The sequence below is a fragment of the Paenibacillus thalictri genome (assembly GCF_004307995.1).
Classification (GTDB): domain Bacteria; phylum Bacillota; class Bacilli; order Paenibacillales; family NBRC-103111; genus Paenibacillus_AF; species Paenibacillus_AF thalictri.
Window position 1 is genome coordinate 149,167 of sequence record NZ_SIRE01000006.1, and the last position, 17,307, is coordinate 166,473.

General features: G+C 55.4%; 16 protein-coding genes. 2 read left to right on the forward strand and 14 right to left on the reverse strand.

Annotation, left to right across the window (positions count from 1 at the left end; all coding sequences use genetic code 11):
- Nucleotides 1-112 precede the first annotated feature (112 nt).
- The 9 genes from xerD to EYB31_RS09490 form a co-directional block, all read right to left on the reverse strand.
- Nucleotides 113-1,012: a site-specific tyrosine recombinase XerD gene (gene xerD / locus EYB31_RS09450; RefSeq protein WP_131013062.1), complete on the reverse strand. Its 900-nt coding sequence runs from the start codon at nucleotides 1,010-1,012 to the stop codon at nucleotides 113-115.
- A gap of 78 nt (nucleotides 1,013-1,090) precedes the next feature.
- Nucleotides 1,091-1,327 (reverse strand): DUF4227 family protein, encoded by a 237-nt coding sequence (locus EYB31_RS09455; protein WP_131013063.1) that lies wholly within the window; start codon nucleotides 1,325-1,327, stop codon nucleotides 1,091-1,093.
- A 62-nt stretch (nucleotides 1,328-1,389) separates the two neighbouring features.
- Nucleotides 1,390-1,728 carry a hypothetical protein gene (locus EYB31_RS09460; RefSeq protein WP_131013064.1) on the reverse strand — a complete coding sequence of 113 codons (339 nt, stop codon included), beginning with the start codon at nucleotides 1,726-1,728 and terminating at the stop codon, nucleotides 1,390-1,392.
- Nucleotides 1,729-1,745: 17 nt separating this feature from the next.
- On the reverse strand, nucleotides 1,746-2,453 hold the full coding sequence (locus EYB31_RS09465) for a pirin family protein (protein WP_131013065.1): 708 nt from the start codon (nucleotides 2,451-2,453) through the stop codon (nucleotides 1,746-1,748).
- Between the two features lie 136 nt (nucleotides 2,454-2,589).
- Nucleotides 2,590-3,705 (reverse strand): alanine dehydrogenase, encoded by a 1,116-nt coding sequence (gene ald, locus EYB31_RS09470; protein ID WP_131013258.1) that lies wholly within the window; start codon nucleotides 3,703-3,705, stop codon nucleotides 2,590-2,592.
- Between the two features lie 136 nt (nucleotides 3,706-3,841).
- A complete protein-coding gene (gene fur / locus EYB31_RS09475) occupies nucleotides 3,842-4,297 on the reverse strand; it encodes a ferric iron uptake transcriptional regulator (protein ID WP_131013066.1) in 456 nt (151 codons plus the stop codon).
- Between the two features lie 172 nt (nucleotides 4,298-4,469).
- Nucleotides 4,470-5,111 carry a stage II sporulation protein M gene (spoIIM, locus tag EYB31_RS09480; RefSeq protein WP_131013067.1) on the reverse strand — a complete coding sequence of 214 codons (642 nt, stop codon included), beginning with the start codon at nucleotides 5,109-5,111 and terminating at the stop codon, nucleotides 4,470-4,472.
- Between the two features lie 213 nt (nucleotides 5,112-5,324).
- Nucleotides 5,325-5,996 carry an LrgB family protein gene (locus tag EYB31_RS09485; protein WP_131013068.1) on the reverse strand — a complete coding sequence of 224 codons (672 nt, stop codon included), beginning with the start codon at nucleotides 5,994-5,996 and terminating at the stop codon, nucleotides 5,325-5,327.
- Nucleotides 5,993-6,373, reverse strand: a complete 381-nt coding sequence (locus EYB31_RS09490) for a CidA/LrgA family protein (protein ID WP_131013069.1) — start codon at nucleotides 6,371-6,373, stop codon at nucleotides 5,993-5,995. Before EYB31_RS09490 ends, EYB31_RS09485 begins: the two co-directional genes overlap by 4 nt.
- 116 nt (nucleotides 6,374-6,489) lie before the next feature.
- Between EYB31_RS09490 and EYB31_RS09495 the strand changes: the two genes are divergently transcribed.
- The gene (locus EYB31_RS09495; protein ID WP_170318220.1) at nucleotides 6,490-7,386 is read left to right on the forward strand and encodes a LysR substrate-binding domain-containing protein; all 897 of its coding nucleotides are present in this window, start codon (nucleotides 6,490-6,492) and stop codon (nucleotides 7,384-7,386) included.
- Between the two features lie 37 nt (nucleotides 7,387-7,423).
- On the forward strand, nucleotides 7,424-7,636 hold the full coding sequence (locus EYB31_RS09500) for a hypothetical protein (protein ID WP_131013071.1): 213 nt from the start codon (nucleotides 7,424-7,426) through the stop codon (nucleotides 7,634-7,636).
- Here EYB31_RS09500 and EYB31_RS09505 read toward each other — a convergent pair.
- The 5 genes from EYB31_RS09505 to EYB31_RS09525 all read right to left on the reverse strand — a co-directional run bounded on the left by EYB31_RS09505 (nucleotide 7,608) and on the right by EYB31_RS09525 (nucleotide 17,302).
- Nucleotides 7,608-12,134 (reverse strand): DEAD/DEAH box helicase, encoded by a 4,527-nt coding sequence (locus EYB31_RS09505; protein ID WP_338119923.1) that lies wholly within the window; start codon nucleotides 12,132-12,134, stop codon nucleotides 7,608-7,610. The two genes, EYB31_RS09500 and EYB31_RS09505, sit on opposite strands and share 29 nt — an antisense overlap.
- A 50-nt stretch (nucleotides 12,135-12,184) precedes the next feature.
- The gene (locus EYB31_RS09510; RefSeq protein WP_131013072.1) at nucleotides 12,185-13,372 is read right to left on the reverse strand and encodes an endonuclease Q family protein; all 1,188 of its coding nucleotides are present in this window, start codon (nucleotides 13,370-13,372) and stop codon (nucleotides 12,185-12,187) included.
- Nucleotides 13,369-13,935 (reverse strand): NUDIX hydrolase, encoded by a 567-nt coding sequence (locus EYB31_RS09515; RefSeq protein ID WP_131013073.1) that lies wholly within the window; start codon nucleotides 13,933-13,935, stop codon nucleotides 13,369-13,371. Before EYB31_RS09515 ends, EYB31_RS09510 begins: the two co-directional genes overlap by 4 nt.
- A 284-nt stretch (nucleotides 13,936-14,219) precedes the next feature.
- Nucleotides 14,220-15,356, reverse strand: a complete 1,137-nt coding sequence (locus tag EYB31_RS09520; RefSeq protein ID WP_131013074.1) for a DUF3866 family protein — start codon at nucleotides 15,354-15,356, stop codon at nucleotides 14,220-14,222.
- Between the two features lie 146 nt (nucleotides 15,357-15,502).
- Nucleotides 15,503-17,302 carry an FTR1 family iron permease gene (locus EYB31_RS09525; RefSeq protein ID WP_131013075.1) on the reverse strand — a complete coding sequence of 600 codons (1,800 nt, stop codon included), beginning with the start codon at nucleotides 17,300-17,302 and terminating at the stop codon, nucleotides 15,503-15,505.
- Between the last annotated feature and the right edge of the window lie 5 nt (nucleotides 17,303-17,307).

Here is a 17,307-nt window from a genome sequence, read left to right on the forward strand (position 1 = left end):
GCGAGTTGTATTATTGATTATCTCAAAAAGCATATAGGTTTGCAAAGCAATCCCCCGACACAGCAATTGCTTATGAAAACAGCCGGCTGCTTCTTAGGCGAGCCGGCTGCGGTTATTCCAATTTTGCGCGCGGGTGGGCGCGGTCATACACGTCTTTCATTTTGTGTTTGGCAAGCTGTATGTAGATTTGCGTCGTTGATATGTCCGCATGGCCGAGCATTTCCTGGACGGCGCGCAGATCGGCGCCGTTCTCCAGCAGATGCGCGGCAAACGAATGCCTCAACGTATGTGGTGTAATCTCATTATGTATGTTTGCTTCAAGCGCATAACGCTTAATGATTTTCCAGAAGCCTTGTCGGGTAATCCGGGTACCGAGATGATTCACGAACAATGCCTCTTCCGGCGCCGATTGCTTAAGCAGCTTGGGCCGCATTGTTTGGATATAAGCATCAAGGCAGCGGGCGGCGATTTTCCCAAGCGGCACAATACGTTCGCGCGAGCTTTTGCCTGTACAGCGGATAAAACCCAATTCGGGGTTCACATCGCCGACATCCAGCGAAATCAGCTCGGATACCCGAATGCCGGTCGCATACAGCAGCTCCAGCATCGCTTTATCCCGCATACCTCCGGGCGAAGCCGTCTGCGGAGCTTCAAGCAATGTCCCTACTTCTTCGACCGACAGCACCTTGGGCAACCTCTTCTCCAGCTTCGGTGCTTCCAGATCGGTGGAAGGATCGCTGTCAATCAGCCGTTCCCGCAGTTGATGCTGATATAATGCCCGAACCGATACGATACAGCGCGATACGGTCGCCGAAGCCCTCCCCAGCTGCTTCAAATGGTTCAAATAGCTGAGGATATGCATTTTTTTCGTATCTGCAAGCCGATCCAGCCCTTGCTCCCCCAAATAATGAACAAATTGAAGCAGATCCCGCTCGTACGATTCGACGGTATTTTTAGCCAGCCCCCGCTCTTCCGCCAGATGACGGATAAAGCTCTGCACCTCGTTTTTCATGGTGATTTCGGTCCCTTCGATGTTAAGTCCTTAACACATTCCACATCGAAACCGAATTTCCTGCTTGTGGCAATTGGTTTATTCGCCGTACCAATAAAACAACTTCAGCCTGGCCTTCATCGATCCGGTGTCCGAAATCGAGACATGCTGGTGCTGAAATGCTTTGACAGCGCGCCCTGCAGGTTCTTTGTATTTTTGCGTAGGTTCGATCCAAGCGGTAATCATCATAAAAATATGATAAAGCACAAATGTAAGTAGACTGAACATAAATATAAATTTAATCCGGTCAATCCATTTGCGAATGTATAAGACCATAGCCTGTACCTCGCTTTCTATAGACAGGTTATGAGCCAATACTTCGTTTTATGAATATTTCATTAGGAATAACTGTATTCGGAAGGATAATATTCGAGCTTGGATGCGGCACGAAGGATCAGCTTGCCCGAGCTCTCCTCATAAGCAACTTTGCCCTCATTGACATAATACCACGTCTTTTTTGTGCCGCGGCTGGCTGTTTTCTCGAAAACAAATACGTTTAATTCATGTCTCAAACGCAGAACTTCAGCGATCTTATCGCTGTGTGGAACCGCCGCCGCAATGATCCAGCCGCCATCTTCTTGAAGGGTCACTTCGAAATGCAGCCCTTCCGCGATGGAATCAACAAACGTTCTGCCGCCCACCGCATGTTTGACAAGCAATTGAGTCTTGTGTTCCATGGCCCATGTCCCCTTTCTTAAGGCAGATCGATCAGCATAAAAAAGCTGTCGGTTTGCGCGGTCAGCTCCAAACGTTCCGTATCGGTTATTCTGGCAGCGTCTCTGGTTGCAAGCTGCACCCGTTCTTCTCCAGCTGCTTCAAGCTTACCTTCGATGACGAACAAATACATCCGCCGCCCCTTTGGCTGTGTGAAGCTCAGCGTCTCTAACGCTTCCAGCTTGCTTAAATAAATCGTCAGATCCTGGTGGATCCGTGCGGCTCCGTGAACCGGCTCCCGGGACACCACAGGCAGCAGGCGGCCTTCCAGCTGGCTTGTGTCGAAGCGGGACGCTTCATAGCTTGGTTCAAGCCCTCGCTTTTCGGGCATAAACCACAATTGCAGCAGATTCAACTCTTCGGTCTCGGAAGGATTGCCCTCCGTATGTACGACGCCGCTGCCGGCGGACATCCGCTGCACTTCGCCAAACCCCGTAACTACCGAATGGCCTAGATTGTCTTCATGCTTCAGCTTCCCGTACAGCACAATCGAGACGATTTCCATATCGTTGTGCGGATGGGCTCCAAAACCGCGGCCAGCGGCGATAACATCGTCGTTAAATACCCGCAGAGGGCCGAACTCTGTGTTGTCTTGATCGTAATAGCCGCCGAACGACAGGCCGAAGCTTCCGCGCAGCCAGCCTTGATCGTGAGAGAAGCGGGACGCGGCGGGATATAGTTGTATCATCGTTATCACTCCAATCGGATCCATTTAGTGCTTACCCTTTGATAGTATCATAGGTTTCGTAAGGCAACAAACAATAAATAACCGGACAAACCTGCAAAGACTAAAGCCCCTGCGTAACGATTCGTCCGGTTTTCTTCTAAAGCAGCTCTGCAAGTGTCGTATAAGCAAAACCAAGCGATCCCGCCACGGCGGAATGTGTCACGTATCCCTTATACGTATTGACGCCCAGCTGCAGCGGCGCGTTGTCCTTCAGCGCCCTCTCCAGCCCTTTGTTAGCCAGCTCCACAGCGTACGAAACCGTCACATTGGTAAGCGCGAGCGTAGAGGTGCGCGGTACGGCCCCCGGCATATTGGCCACCGCATAATGAATAACCCCGTGTTTTACGTAGGTCGGATCGCTGTGCGTCGTCGCCCTGTCGATTGTTTCGATTGTTCCTCCCTGATCAACCGCAACATCAACGATGACCGAACCCGGTTTCATCGTTTGCACCATAGACTCGGACACCAGCTTAGGAGCGCGGGCCCCCGGTATAAGTACGGCGCCGATCAGCAGATCGGCCTTTTGGACGGCGGAAGCGATATTGTACGGTGTAGACATCAGCGTGCGCAGCCGGCCTTGGAATACGTCATCCAAGTAACGCATCCGTTCGCCGCTGCGTTCGATCACCACGACGTTTGCGCCCAGCCCAAGCGCCATCTTGGCCGCATTGGTTCCGACGATGCCTCCGCCTAACACGATGACATCAGCGGGCGGCACTCCGGGTACCCCGCCAAGCAGAATCCCCCTGCCCCCGTAAAACTTCTCCAAAAACTGCGCGCCTACCTGTACGGACATACGGCCCGCCACTTCACTCATCGGCGTAAGCAGCGGCAGCGAACCGCCCGGCAGCTGGATTGTTTCATACGCGATTGCAGTCACCTTTCGCTCCACCAAGTGGCGAGTTAATTCGGCAGCCGCCGCCAAATGAAGGTACGTAAACAACACAAGCCCTTCGCGAAAATAAGCGAATTCTTCGGCCAGCGGCTCCTTCACCTTCATCACCATATCGGCCGAAGCCCATACGTTGGCGGCATGCTTCACAATCTCCGCGCCGGCTTTGGCATAATCGGCGTCGGTAAAACCGCTGCCTTCCCCGGCCCCCGCTTCAACCAGCACGCGATGTCCGCCGGACAACAGCATACCGGCTCCGCCGGGTGTCAGCGCCACCCTGTTTTCGTTGTTTTTAAGCTCTTTTGGCACCCCGATAATCATCATCTCAACTCCCTCGTTACTTGCAGGGTATGCGATTATTATGTGCCTGTGCCGACCGATTATGTGCAAATTAAAAAGCCTTCCGGCGGGTTTCCCGTCGAAGGCTTATCAGCAGCAATGGAATCGTTATTGCATGTTATTCGCTATTGTTTTTGTCGGTGCACCGGTGGCAAATCCCTTGGAAATCAAGCCGGTGATCCAGCACCCGGAAGCGGAATTCCTTCTCCACCCGGTCTTCAAGCGGTGTAAGCCAATCCTCCAATATCTCGTCAACGGCTCCGCACTGTACGCAAATGAGATGATGATGATGATGGCGAGTATTGTCATTGCGCAAGTCATAACGGGCAACCCCGTCGCCAAAATTCATTTTTTCCACAACGTGAAGCTCACTGAGCAATTCTAAGGTTCGATATACGGTAGCAAGCCCGATTTCAGGAGCCTTGTCTTTGACGAGCATAAATACATCTTCGGCGCTCAGATGATCCTCTTCGTTCTCAAGTAACACACGAACAGTCGCTTCGCGTTGGGGGGTCAACTTGTAGCCTTGGGATTGCAATTGCTGCTTGATCTTATCGATTTTAGATTCTTCCATGTTCCTCCCCCTACCCAACCAGCCTTCACTACATACGTTCGTACCTCTACCCATTATAGGGGGGATATAAGCAGAAAGTCAAACGTTTGATTGTATATATTTGCTGAACAAAGCTCTTAGAGTCTGTCCGGCAAATGGATTTACGTGAAGGTTATCTTCGTCCCGCTGACGCCTACGAGGCCAAAGAAACAAGCGCCGGCGTGACCCATTTCATCATTACGGGGGATACGTACGTCTCGAAGAGCGAGATGCCGAACAGCACCGCGCCAAGCGACAATACCGTCGCCGTATATCGGACCAGTTGCCCGGAAATAGCCCCTTTCCGCTGCATAAACCGATTTTTTACCAAGTAGATCGAAAAGGCCATCGCCGTTACGCTGGAGATGACGATAACCGGTATGACGACAATGTTTTGCGGGACCACAGCGACCAGAGCAAACATCATCCCTTTCCATGAAAGCTGCTGCGCCAAATAGCCGACCGTGAAACCGACAAGCACGCCTTTTAAAAAATCAAGGATAAGAATCAGCGGCAGTCCGATCACCGATAAACCCAAAATCCATATGATCAGCACCCACTTGATATGCATGGCAAACGATTGCTGCAGCGATGCCTGAGCGTCGCCAAGCGCGTTCTGATCCACGGTTAGAAAAAAATTGCCGAGATAGCGGGTCAACTCCTGTTTTTGCTCCAACGTGAGCGCATTCACCATGACCGCGCCGAAAATGACGCCGGTAACAAGAATCACCGCCACAAAAATATACAGCGATACATGCTCTTTCATATAAAGAGCCAGCTTTGCGTTTTTGTTCATAGGGAGTACCTCCTGAAATTTCCATGCAGCGTTTTTTTTCAGCAGTCTCAATGATTTTTCTGAGCGGGTTTACTGGAACCCATGCCATTTAGACAAGACGAAGCTGTGCCTCATCCGAGCGTGCCGACAGCAAAGCGCCCGCTTGTCCGGTTCATTAAATCATATGAAAATAAGGTACTCTCTATGACAACTATTTGATTTGATAGCAAGGAGTTACATCACGAAAAGCGGCATGCAGAGCAGCGTGATAAAAGCCGACAAAATCATGCAGATCGTAGAGATCGCACCGGATAAGCCGCTCAGTTCAAAAGCTTTGTATGTGCCCGCCGTATGGGCGCTGGTTCCCATCATCACCCCTTGGGCGATCTCGCTGCGAATGTGCAGCTTGCGAATCATAACCGGACCGACCGACATGCCAAGCAGTCCCGTCAGAAGCACAATGACTGCGGTGACGGAGGAAATGCCGCCGATACGGTCGGATACCGCAATCGCAATCGGCGTTGTTGTCGAACGGAGCAGCAGCCCGGCAACAAGCGGTTTGCTTAAATGAAACAAGTGGGCGATGCCCAGCGCCGTCAGAAATCCGGCACCCGAACCGGCCGCGACGGCCGTTACGATTTCAAGCGCATGTTTTTTCAGCATGCTGAAATTTTTGTACAGCGGCACCGCCAATGCCAGTGTCGCCGGGCCGATCATGCCGGTCAGCCAGCGCCCCCCTTCATTGTAGGTATCAAACGAAATGTGCCCAAACGCCAAGATGCAAATAATGACGACAGGCACGATGAGCAGCGGCGATAAGACAAACAGCTTTTTCCAGCGGTACACCCGCTTAACGGTCCAATAAATCAGCACGGTTAACACAATATAAGCAGCGGCGGAAATCATCTTTCGATTCGCTCCTTCCGGTTGTCCATTCGCTGTGCCAGCATGCCTCCGGTCACCATTACCGCCAGCGTACTGAGCATTAAGACCAAGACAATGCCGATACCGTTCTCCAGCATTAAATCCTTGAATTGGATAATCCCTGCGGCAGCGGGAATAAAAAACAGCAGCATTTCCGCAATCAGCCAGTTGGCGCCTTTTTCGATCCAGCGCAACTTCAGTATGCCGAGTTTGAGCAGCACAAACAGCAGCGCGAGCCCGATAATACTTGCGGGAACGGGAACATGCAGCGCGTTCACGGCCGCATCCAGCAGCACATACAGGGCGTAGATAAAAATGACCTGCACCGCAGCGGCAAATCCTTTTTTCAGCACTTCCATCGCCGTATGCCTTCTTTCCAAACATTTGAATGAAAAAAGTATACTGCGGTTGTTTTCATAGGTAAAATACATATGTAGCATGTCAGTTATTCGATTTGTGAATGGGAGAGAACGAAGTGGATATTCGGCATCTTCAATATGTGATCGAAGTGGCTATGACTGGAAGTTTTACGAAAGCGGCGGAATCGCTGCATATCAGTCAGCCGACGATCAGCAAAGCGGTGAAAGAAATCGAAGATGAGCTTGGCGTCATTTTATTTGACCGCACCGGCAAAAAAGCCGAGCTGACCAGCGAGGGGTACCGGATCGTCAGCCAAGCCAGAGATATTGTAGGTTCCTTCAACAGCCTGACTTCCGAAGTAAACCAGGCCGCGCATTTGCATAAAGGAAAACTGCGGATCGGTTTGCCGCCGATGGCGGGGGCCGGATTTTTCCCTGAATTGATCGGCAAATTTCATGAGCAATATCCGGGCATCATGCTGGAGCTTGTGGAATATGGAGCCAAAAGGCTGGCTGCCGACATCGAAAGCGGTGCCCTTGACTTTGGCGCCGTGCTGCTGCCGGTCAATCGCGATTTGTACCATTCCATCCTGATCGCGGAAGAACGGCTGATGTTGATCGTACACCCGGAACATCCGTTGGCCTCCCGCGCAGAGGTGCCCATGGAAGAGCTTTCCGAGGAGTCGTTTATTTTATTCCGCGAAGATTTTGCTTTAAATGAACGGATTCCCGCCGCATGCATCAGCGCGGGCTTTCAGCCGCGCATCGTATGTGAAAGCTCGCAGTGGGATTTGATCGGCAGTCTGGTGGGGGTCAAGCTGGGCATATCTTTAATGCCTGAGCATATTTGCAAAAAAATGAATCCGGCGGCCGTGACTTCCGTACCGTTGGTGAACCCGATTATTCCTTGGCGGCTTGGCTTCATCTGGCGCAAGGACCGATATTTATCGTTTGCCGCCAAGGAATGGATTCGTTTCCTGCAATCCAAATATGCGGGGAAAGCGGACATCTGAGTGTACCGCAGGAGATGATGCAAAAAGAAGCGGCCGTGTGAACAGCATAGGCGGCTGCGCGGTTCAGCGATTAGGACGACGGCCGCATTGCACTGGCAACTGCGCGGGATGCCGGTTAGGACCGCTGCTGGATCGGCACGGGCAACTGCACGGTATGCCGGTTAGGACGGCGGCCGCATCGGTTCGGGCGGCTCCGCTTTGCATCGGCGTGCGCATGGATGTTACGTCTTCAGGCTGCTTGGCCAGATGACAACGGAAGAGCGGTCCCGCTCGCCTCCGAACTGCAGCAGCCATTTGGCATCCGTTTCATGCTCCAGCTTCTGGCCGTCCCACGAATCGATCACCAGCTTTCGCAGGGAGCCCATCTGCAGCAGCGTTTTCAACATTTGTTTGAATACGGCCGGATTCCTCCACAGCTCGGAGGAGCCTCTGTTTAGCGTATAGAACCGCCGGCCGTTATTTTCGATCCACAGCACGCTGCGTCCTCCTGCGAATACGAGGTAATTGCCGGGCTTGCGGGCAAACGAAATCCCGCTTGTTTTCGGCCAATCGATCGACACCCCATAAGGATTGGCCGGATCGGCTGCGCACAGCAGCGTGACGTTCTCGCCGGTTTCCACAACGGACTGCCTGAAGGCGGTTAACGTTTCGGGTGCGGCAAATTGCAGCGAAGCGGAGCCCTTCAGCCACAACCCACGTGTAACCATGCCCCAATGCTCGAGCTGCTTCAGCACGTCAAGCAGTTTCTCCCATGCAAAATACGGCTGTAAGGCGGCGACTTCTTTGCTCAACACGGCATGTGTTTTCAGCAGCTGGTTCACCCAGCTTAAAGCCGACTGCTCCGGAGTCACGCTGCGGTCGGCAATGGAATCCAGCGTGTACCAGCGGCCCAGCCCCGATTGGAACGGCTTGCTATTTCCTGCGGACTTGGAGCCGTGCAAACGAAGCGGGGCAAACTGGTCGTTAGACACTTTTCCGAGCCAAACCAGCTCCAGCAGCCCTTCCATCACTTGTGAGGGAGGCTGCCCCATTTCCCGGCTAAGCAAGGTGAGGAAACTCGCGCCTTTTTGCTTCAGCAGTCCGTACAGCTCGGCATGCCGCTCGACAGCCGACGACGGGTCATCCAGATGGGTCGCGTACAATTCTTTGGCTTCGGTTAAGAAAAAGGCGATTTTCCCTTCTTTTTCGCCGGGTTCTTTGCTGCCGATCCAGATGATCTCCCCGGAGGCGCACAACAAATCAAGCCATTCTTTCCGGTAATCGCTCACACGCGACGGCAGCACAACCGACTCCCACAGCGGCAGCGGCAAAAACAAACCTTGCAGTTTTTCGAGCGCCTGCTTCAGACCTTCCATCCCGCTCAGGCGGAAACCGGGAGCTGCATGCTGCAGCTGCTGCAAATGCAGGCAATACCGCTCGCCGTCCACGGCCGCCGTTTTTTGCCGTACATATTGCATCGTCTTGCGAATGATCCGGCTTGCCGCTTTGCTGCTTGTCCATAGCGGCTCGGCGCCGCCTTCGGCAAACGGGGACGGCTCAATCAAACCGTCACGCTGCCATGAATCCATCCAATTGTGCACGATCGGTTCCTCAACACCGTACGAACCGCTGAGCTGGGACGCCGTAAAATAAAGCTGCCGGTCGATGTAGCGGCGCATAATAAATGCCGCCGCTTCGGCATCGTGCGGAAAACGCGCGTAAACCGCCGTTTCGTCCGCGCAAATCCAGCGCTTTTCCCCGCCCAGCATGAGGGATACGGCTTGATTCCGCCCGAGCAGCCGGGCAAGCAGCTCGCTGACTACATCCGGGTTGGTTCCGGTCGTGCGTGCCAGCTCGTCCTCCGACATATCGCCTTGCCGCTTCAGCAGCTGCCACAACTCGTCATCGTCTGCGAGCGAAGTGCCTTCCGTATCTTCTAACAGCGGCTCGACCATTTTGCTCAGCTCAGCTTTGCCAAACAGCTCTCCGGCCAGCTCTCGGCTGACACTGAGCAATTGAAGCTGCACATCGTGGCTGACCGCATCCGAATCGTACAGCTGCGCAGCCGTGTAATCCATCGCAAACTGGGCGGCAAGCGGCGAAGGAAAACGGCTGTCCCGCAGCTCGATCTGCACGGCCCCGTCCGCAATATCAGCAAGCAGCAGCTTCAACTGCAAAACGTCCAAATATTCGTATAAGCAAATACGCAGCGCTTCGGCGATAAACGGGAACCCCGCGCCATGGGGCAGCGCTTCCCGCAGCAGCTCTTCGCAGCGCAAGCGCTGCTTCCAAGCCGGCATCCGCGTAAAGCTGCGGGGCAGCAGCAGCGACGTCTCCGCAAGGCGGCGGAACGCCATGCCAAACAGCGGCGATGCCGGGAGCGCTTCCTGAATGAGCCGCTCCGCTTCTTCCGCGCCGATGGCCAGCAGGCTGTACAGCCAAGCGGGTTCCCAGGCCGGCAGCACAAATTCAATGCCATTATCTTTGGCATTGGCGTAGACCTTGTGGCCTGCAAGCGATTCAAGCCTCATTTGCAGCGCGAGCTGCCACGTCCGGTTCAGCCTGCGGCCTAGCAAGCTGTGGAACACCATATGATGCTGGCCCAACTCGTCGATGTAACGCTCGATCACGATGAGCTTATCGGTGGGGACTGCGCTTGCCGCGCGCTGCGCCTGAATCAATCCGCTTAACTGCTCCGCGGCGCGGGCGTCGAGATGATGCTCCCGCTCCAGCCAGCCGATCCGTTCGACGGCGGATTGGCGTTCCATGTTGTCGCTGAGCTGCCCGAGGAAGCGGCCCAGCTCAAGCGATAATTCATAAGAGCGTCCGGGCGCTTCGGCGCGCCAAAACGGAATTTCGCTGTAAGCATTAGCCGTTTCCACTACGTACACTCTATCGTTTTGAATCGATTGGATTCTCCACGATGACGTGCCCAGCTGAAATACGTCGCCGATCCGGCTTTCATGAATAAATTCCTCGTCCAGCTCGCCCAGATGCGCGCGTGTCTCGGCGTGGTGCACGGGATATGCCGTGCTTTGCGGAATCGTGCCGGCGCCCATGATCGCAGCCATGGCGGCGCGTTTGCTGCGGCGCAGCATGCCTGCCGCGCGGTCCCATTCAATCAGCGGCCGGACGAACGGGTAGTAGCCGGCCAGCACCGTCAGTGCGGCCGACAGCCGGGCGAAGCTGAGGCCGCGGAAGCTGTCGCTGCGCGCAAGCACGCCGGCGAGCTGCGCCAGCGGCCAGTCGTCGGTGGCGGTCATCGCCACGACGTGCTGGCACAGCACATCGAGGGCATCGCGCGGCACGCGGATGTCCTCGATGTCGCGCCGCCGCACGAGCCGCGCGATGACGGCGCACTCGGCCAGCACGCCGCGCGAGCGCGCGATGATCGCGCCGCGGCTGGCGGCGCCGACGGCGTGGCCGGCGCGGCCGATGCGCTGGATGCCGGCGGCGGCGCTTGGCGGCGCGTCGATTTGCAGCACGAGATCGACGTGGCCAACGTCGATCCCGAGCTCCAGCGACGACGTCGCCACCAGGCAGCGCAGCTCGCCGGACTTCAGCGCGCGCTCAACGAGCAGCCGCTGCTCGCGGGCGACGCTGCCGTGGTGCGAGCGGGCCAGCTCGTAGCCGACATGATCGTTCAATCTTAACGTCAGCCGCTCGCACAACCTGCGGTTGTTGACGAAAATAATCGTGGAACGGCCGCCTTCCATCAGCTGCAATATCTTCTCCGCCAGCGGCGTCCATACGGCTTCCTTGTCGCCGGTAAGCACCTGCTGCGCGGGCATCGTGACAAGCAGCTCGAATGTCTTGTTCATCGCGCTTTCGATGATGCGAACCGGACGGGGGCGGTAACCCGCGCCAAGCGTTTGATCGGCGGATTCGGATGTTGGTGTTTTTCCCGGCATATCATCGGCGTCTTGTCCGCCCGTTTCGGGGAAACCGGACAAACCCGAATCCGCCGCCCGCTGCAGTTCAGCGGATGTCTCGTCCGGATCGGCCGCCTCCGGCCCCGGCTCCCAGCCGCCCAAATAACGGGCTACCCGCGAGAGCGGTTTTTGCGTCGCAGAAACACCGATACGCTGCGGATTATGGCCGCACCATTCGGCAAGCCGCTCGAGCGATAACGATAAATGGATCCCTCGGCGGTCTGCCGCCAAATCGTGAATTTCGTCGACTATCACCTGCCGCACGGTTTTCAGCATATCTCTGGCTTTGCCTGAGGTCAGCAGCAAATACAGCGACTCCGGCGTCGTAATCAGCACATCCGGCGGCTGGCGCAGCATCGAAGCTCTTGTGCTCTGAGGCGTATCGCCGGTGCGCACGGCGGCGGTTAGACCCGGCCAAGGCATCCGCCCGGCTTCCGCCGTGCGGTCCATTTCATCGGCAAAATGCAGCAAATGATGGTGCACATCGTTGTTCAGCGCTTTCAGCGGCGTCGCATAAAGCAGCCGCACGCCGGCAGTCCGCTGCGCGGCCGTCCCCTCGCTTGTCTCCGCTTCTTTTTCGATGACAATCCGGTGCAAACAAGGCATTAAAGCGGCAAGCGTTTTTCCCGATCCCGTAGGAGCGGCTATAAGCATGTGTTCGCCGTCCGTTAGCTCGCGCCATACCTGAGTTTGCACATCGGTTGGCTCACCAATCGTCTGCTCGAACCAAGCGGCAAGCACCGGATGAAATCCGAAAGCTCCTATGCCTTCCCCGTTTGCCATGCTGGCCATCGCGTTCACCGCCTCCACCATTTTGATTTTTTTGCATGCTGCCAAACAGCCAAGCGGTCCCCTGGCTCAGGCGGCCCCCGTCGATAAACAGGTCGTTACTTCGGCGGTTCCGCTTTTTCCACCTTGCCGTAGTGCCCGCCGCCGCCTGCTTGCAGCGTCAGTTCGCCTTCCCGGGCGGCCATAATATAAGCGGCGATTTCAGCTCCGGCCGCTTCCGCCAGCGCTTCCTGCGGGGCATTATGGATGATGTTCATTTCCGTGCCGAAGCGCTCCAGCAGCGTCTCCAGCTTTTTGCGGCCGAGGCCGGGGATAAATTCAAGCGGAACCTGATAATGATAAGGCGGCCGGTAGTCGGGAATCACCGGTTTTTCGCGGTCGCTGATCGCATTAATCCGGTCCATGACGCCACGTACGATTTTGGTGCTGCCGCAGTACATACACCGCTCTACCGTCATTTCGCTTTCATCCAAAATCGATTCGCAGCTCCAGCAAAACGTCCGGTGATATTTGCCTAACCGGGGATTCAGCCCATAATTTGCGACGACGCTGCGGCCTTCCTCCCGCCGCAGCGCTTTGACCAACTCCGCAAAGTTTGGCGCTTCCATCGCCATCCGATTGTACTCGCGGCCGATTTTGGCCAGCGAATGCGCATCCGAATCGGTGACATAGGTGAACGGATCCAGTTCGGAGATCAATCCAGCCATCTCGGAATCCGAGCTGAGGCCTAACTCCACCGCTGCAATGCCGCTTAGATCCAGCATGTGCTCCATTCGCGTAGATCCGCTGCCGTAGACGCTTTTATGTGGCGTAAAAATATGCGCCGGGATGAGAATGCCCCCGCGTCCAAGCACTTCCTCCTGCAACGTGCGGGCCGGCACATAAATGCGCTGCGAGCTTAAGCTCACATTTTTCATATGTTTCGCCATCCACCGGGTAAAATCTTTCATCTCGTCCAGTGTCGGCAAATAAGCAAGCAGATGAACCGCCCCCATGCCGGGGTCCTTCACTTCGATTTCGCTGCCGAGGATGATCGTCGTATCTTGATATCCAATGCCGCCGCCCGGCTGCTCCCGCATGTCGCCGCTCGCCAAATAACCGTCGATTTCCGCCTGCACTGCCGGCGAGTGGCAATCGATGATGCCGATCATTTCGATGCCTTTGCGCACAGACGCTTCCTTTGCGATATTGTAGAAGGTCAAATCCTTGGAACCGCTGATTTTGACCGGTTCTCCGGCTTCCGTGCGCCCAATGTGAATATGCAGATCAACATAATACGTATTCATGCCGGAAACGACCCCGTCAGCTTGTAAATTTGCCAGGCGTATACGGCTGCAATCGTTTTGGCGTCGCTGATTTTCTGCTGCTTAATGAGCTGCTGCGCCTCTTCCAGCGTAATCGCCTCGCATTCCAGAAACTCGTCGTCGTCCAAATGCACCGTGCCTTTACTGAGCTGCTCCGCCACGTACAAATGCAGGATCTCATCGCAAAACCCGGGCGACGTATAGAAGGAACTGAGATGCCGCAGCGAATCGCAGCGATAGCCGGTTTCCTCCTCCAGCTCGCGGGCGGCCGCTTCCAGCAAATCTTCCCCCGGTTCCAGCTTGCCTGCCGGAATCTCGACTTGGCTTTTTCCGAGCGGCTTGCGGTACTGCTCCACAACGAGCATTTTATCGTTAAGCAGCGCCAGCACGGCCACGGCTCCGGGATGCTTTACAATCTCCCTTTTGGCAGTTTCCCCGTTTGGCAGACGTACGGTTTCAACTTGCAGCGAGATCACCCTGCCTTGATAAACCGGTTCGGTGTGCAGCGTTGTTTCGGAAAATTTTTGCTGATCTGTATTGTCCATCGTGTATAACCTCCATGGTTTCTTTGTTCATCTGGTATAACGTTGTTTCTCCGTATTCGTCTCTTGTCTTCCGGCATAACTTGTCCCTCTTTTGCATATGGTGCAATTATAACAAACTTTATTCCATTTTGCCGAAATGAGGGAGCTTATGAACTTGTATATGACCCCATCGTACCTGCGCATTGCCGGAAAACCGTCGGAAATCCGCGAGCAGCTGCAATTGCTGATGCAATCGGCCACGCCCCATTTGACGCTCAAGCAATATTTGCAGGAAACCGCCCGTTTCATTGCATCCGAAGGCAGTTCCACGCATAATCGGCAGCCGCGGCGGCCGCGAGAAAAAAAGGCCCATTCCGGCGTAATCCCATTCCCATTGTTGTAACCGGCAGTCCGTACCCTTGAAGGCACATCTCGACGGCAGTCAAATCCGGGCCTTCATGCAAAATGATCCGATGCCGGTCCAGCAAACCGTAGCGGGCAAGCTGAGCCGCCAATAGATCCCATAGCTCCTGCGGCAATAAGGCCGGTAACGGCACGGCCGCTTCCCCAAGCGCCACATGGGCCAAAGCGGTCAATGTATGGTGGCTTAACCCCTTGTGGCGCAAACGCGTATCGGTAAAGCCGACTCTCGGAATCAGCACGGGCAGTCCTTGCAGCACGCTGACCGCGTTGATCAGTTCACCGGTTTCCAGTCCCGTATGCCCCATTTCCGTTCCGGTCCCTACCATTCCGGGTCCCATCGCAACAATCGTTATGTCGGCCTGCAGCGCATATTTGGCGGCCTGCAGCGCTGTAAACTTGTTGACCGCCTCCAAATCGCCGCCGAAGGCATGGCCGTAGGTCACCGTTCCCGCCAACCAGCCGAGCTGTTTCAACCGCTGGACATGCTCGCTGAAAGCGATGGGCAAAGCGCCCCCATCCGACATCACGTAAACGATGCGCGCAGGACGCCCGCTAGATTTGCTGTTATGATGCAGCCAAGCTCCCGCAATCGGCAGCATGCTGTGCAGCTCGCCAATCAGTACCGGCATACCGGCAAGCGTATGGCTGCGATCGAACAAGTTATGATGCGGACTTGCCGTCTCTTCGGCTGCGAGCACCGTCATCTGCAGCGGGGTGTACCGAAGTTTTACGATATGCCCGCCTGCGGCTGGTTCCTTTCTGCGTTCCTCAGTCCATTCCCGGTAACGCCCTTCGGCACCGCAAATGCTGTGCACAAAATGCACGCCCCCCGTGCCCAGGCCCAGCTCGCCGGCGGTTGTGTTCAGCAGCACCCGGTCGCCGATGCGCAGCTGCGGCTGCATATGCAAATAATGCACAGCTTCAGACTCGGATCCCTTATCCAGCCTCACCAGCACACGCTGAACCGCTTCAGTTTCCTCCACAATGTCCGTCACAACCGCCGTTTCCCAAAATATCATACCCTCCACCTCCGGTTACCTCTCGTCGGGTTATATGTATTCCCGCACCGCCGTCACAATACGAATCCATGAAAAAAACCGGTCTCTCGGATCGTCTCCGATAAAACCGGTCAATTGCATACTTGTAATCGGAACGTTGGCTGCTGCTACGCCAGCTTGCCGGCGCTATTGCCAAAGTGCCGCCTTTTCCATTCCATCCGAACGAACTGGAACAAAATAAATAATACCACGAGCATTTGCGGGATAAATGTTTCCCAGGTCGGATACATGCCAAGCCAGCTGGCCTGCGGCAGATAACCGGGCACATGCGCGCCGAGCTTGCCGGATACTTGCAGCGCATGTACGCTTTGGCCAAGGAATTTAACGACCAGATAATAGATGAACAACGTCGCGCAGGTGAAAAACGGGCGGATCGGAATTCGCATACTTCCTTTAATAATGGCATAACCCAGCACGATCAGAATGAGCAAAGCGGCGGCGATGCCTTCGATTAACTTCAGCGGTTCGATGGAAGGCGCCATACCGATGTAGAAAATCGTCGTCTCCGCCCCTTCACGCAATATAGCGAGCAGCGAAATCGTAAACAGCGACCACAGATTGCCGCTGGCCAGCGCAGATCCGACTTGCTGCTTGATGTATTCGTTCCAAGCTTTGGCTTGCGATTTGCTGTGCAGCCATGCGCCTACCGTCAGCATCAGCACAACCGACACAAGCCCGATCACGCCTTCAAGCATTTCCCGCGCGCTGCCTGTCGCCACCGACGATAAGGTGTACGTCAGCACGACGGCCAATACGACGCTTAATACAATCCCCACGCCGGCGCCGCTCCATATCCACGATTGTTTAGCCGACTGTCCCGTCCGATGCAAAAACGCCAGCAGCGCCGTCAAAACGAGCAGCGCTTCAACCCCTTCGCGCAGCAAAATAAGTCCCGCGTCAACCGCCGTGTAGGCGGTCTGTTCCACAAACGGAGCAAGCCCCGCCTGCATCTGGGCGATAATGGCCGATGCCTCTCCCGCTTTAGGCGGCGATGACATCAGATCGCTTGCCGCTTCGGTCATCTGGTTTTCCGTTTGCGTATACATTTGCGGCGAGCGGGTTTGCACGACACCTTCTACCGACGGCCATAACGCGATAAACGCTTGAATATGTCCGGCCGCTTTCGCGGCATTGTTGTTCTGAATTTCGCTTTGAGCCGATTGCAGCAGCGCCAGCAGCTCCGTCATGGAGTGATTGCCGCTCCCGTTCCCGGCGGACATTTGCATGTTTCCGCTGATATAACCGTCAATGAGCTTTTTTAGCTCGGCAATCTGCGCGGCCGCCTCCTCTTCCCGAGGCGGCTCCGCCTGCAGCGCGATGCGCGCCAAACTTACTTTAGTTTCAATGCCGCTGTAAACTTGATTATTATCCGAGCGGATCGCAGATTCGATCTTAAACCATTGGTTAACGAACTGCTTGAAATGCAGGTTAGCTTGGCTCCAGTTTTTATGCTCGACGTCGTCCATGCTTTTCTGCAGCAAGGGGAGCAGCGTCTTCGCCGCAGCTTTCCCGTCCTTGTCGGACGCCCCGGTATCCAAGCTGCGCGAAGCGGTCTCTGTCGCTTTCGCCAAGTTCGAAATCGCCTGATAAGCCGCGTCGGGTTTCGCTTCCGCTTCCACTAGCGCCTTTTTGGCGGCAGCCAGCGCTGCGGTCACCTGGTCGACTGCAGCGGACGAAGGCAGCTGCAGCTGCTTCCATGCCGCTTCGAACTTCTCAATATCGCCGGCCGCGTTCGGCCAGTGATGCTCGCCCGCTTCCACCAGCGCCCCGCCGACAAGCGGGAACAGCGCATCCGTCTTATTATCCTTGGAGTCGGCCCAGGCCGCTCCCGTCCACTGCATCAAAAAAACCGCAGCCGCCAAAATGAATAACTGCGGCTTCCAGCCGCTCTTTTTCCATCCGCTCATCCCAT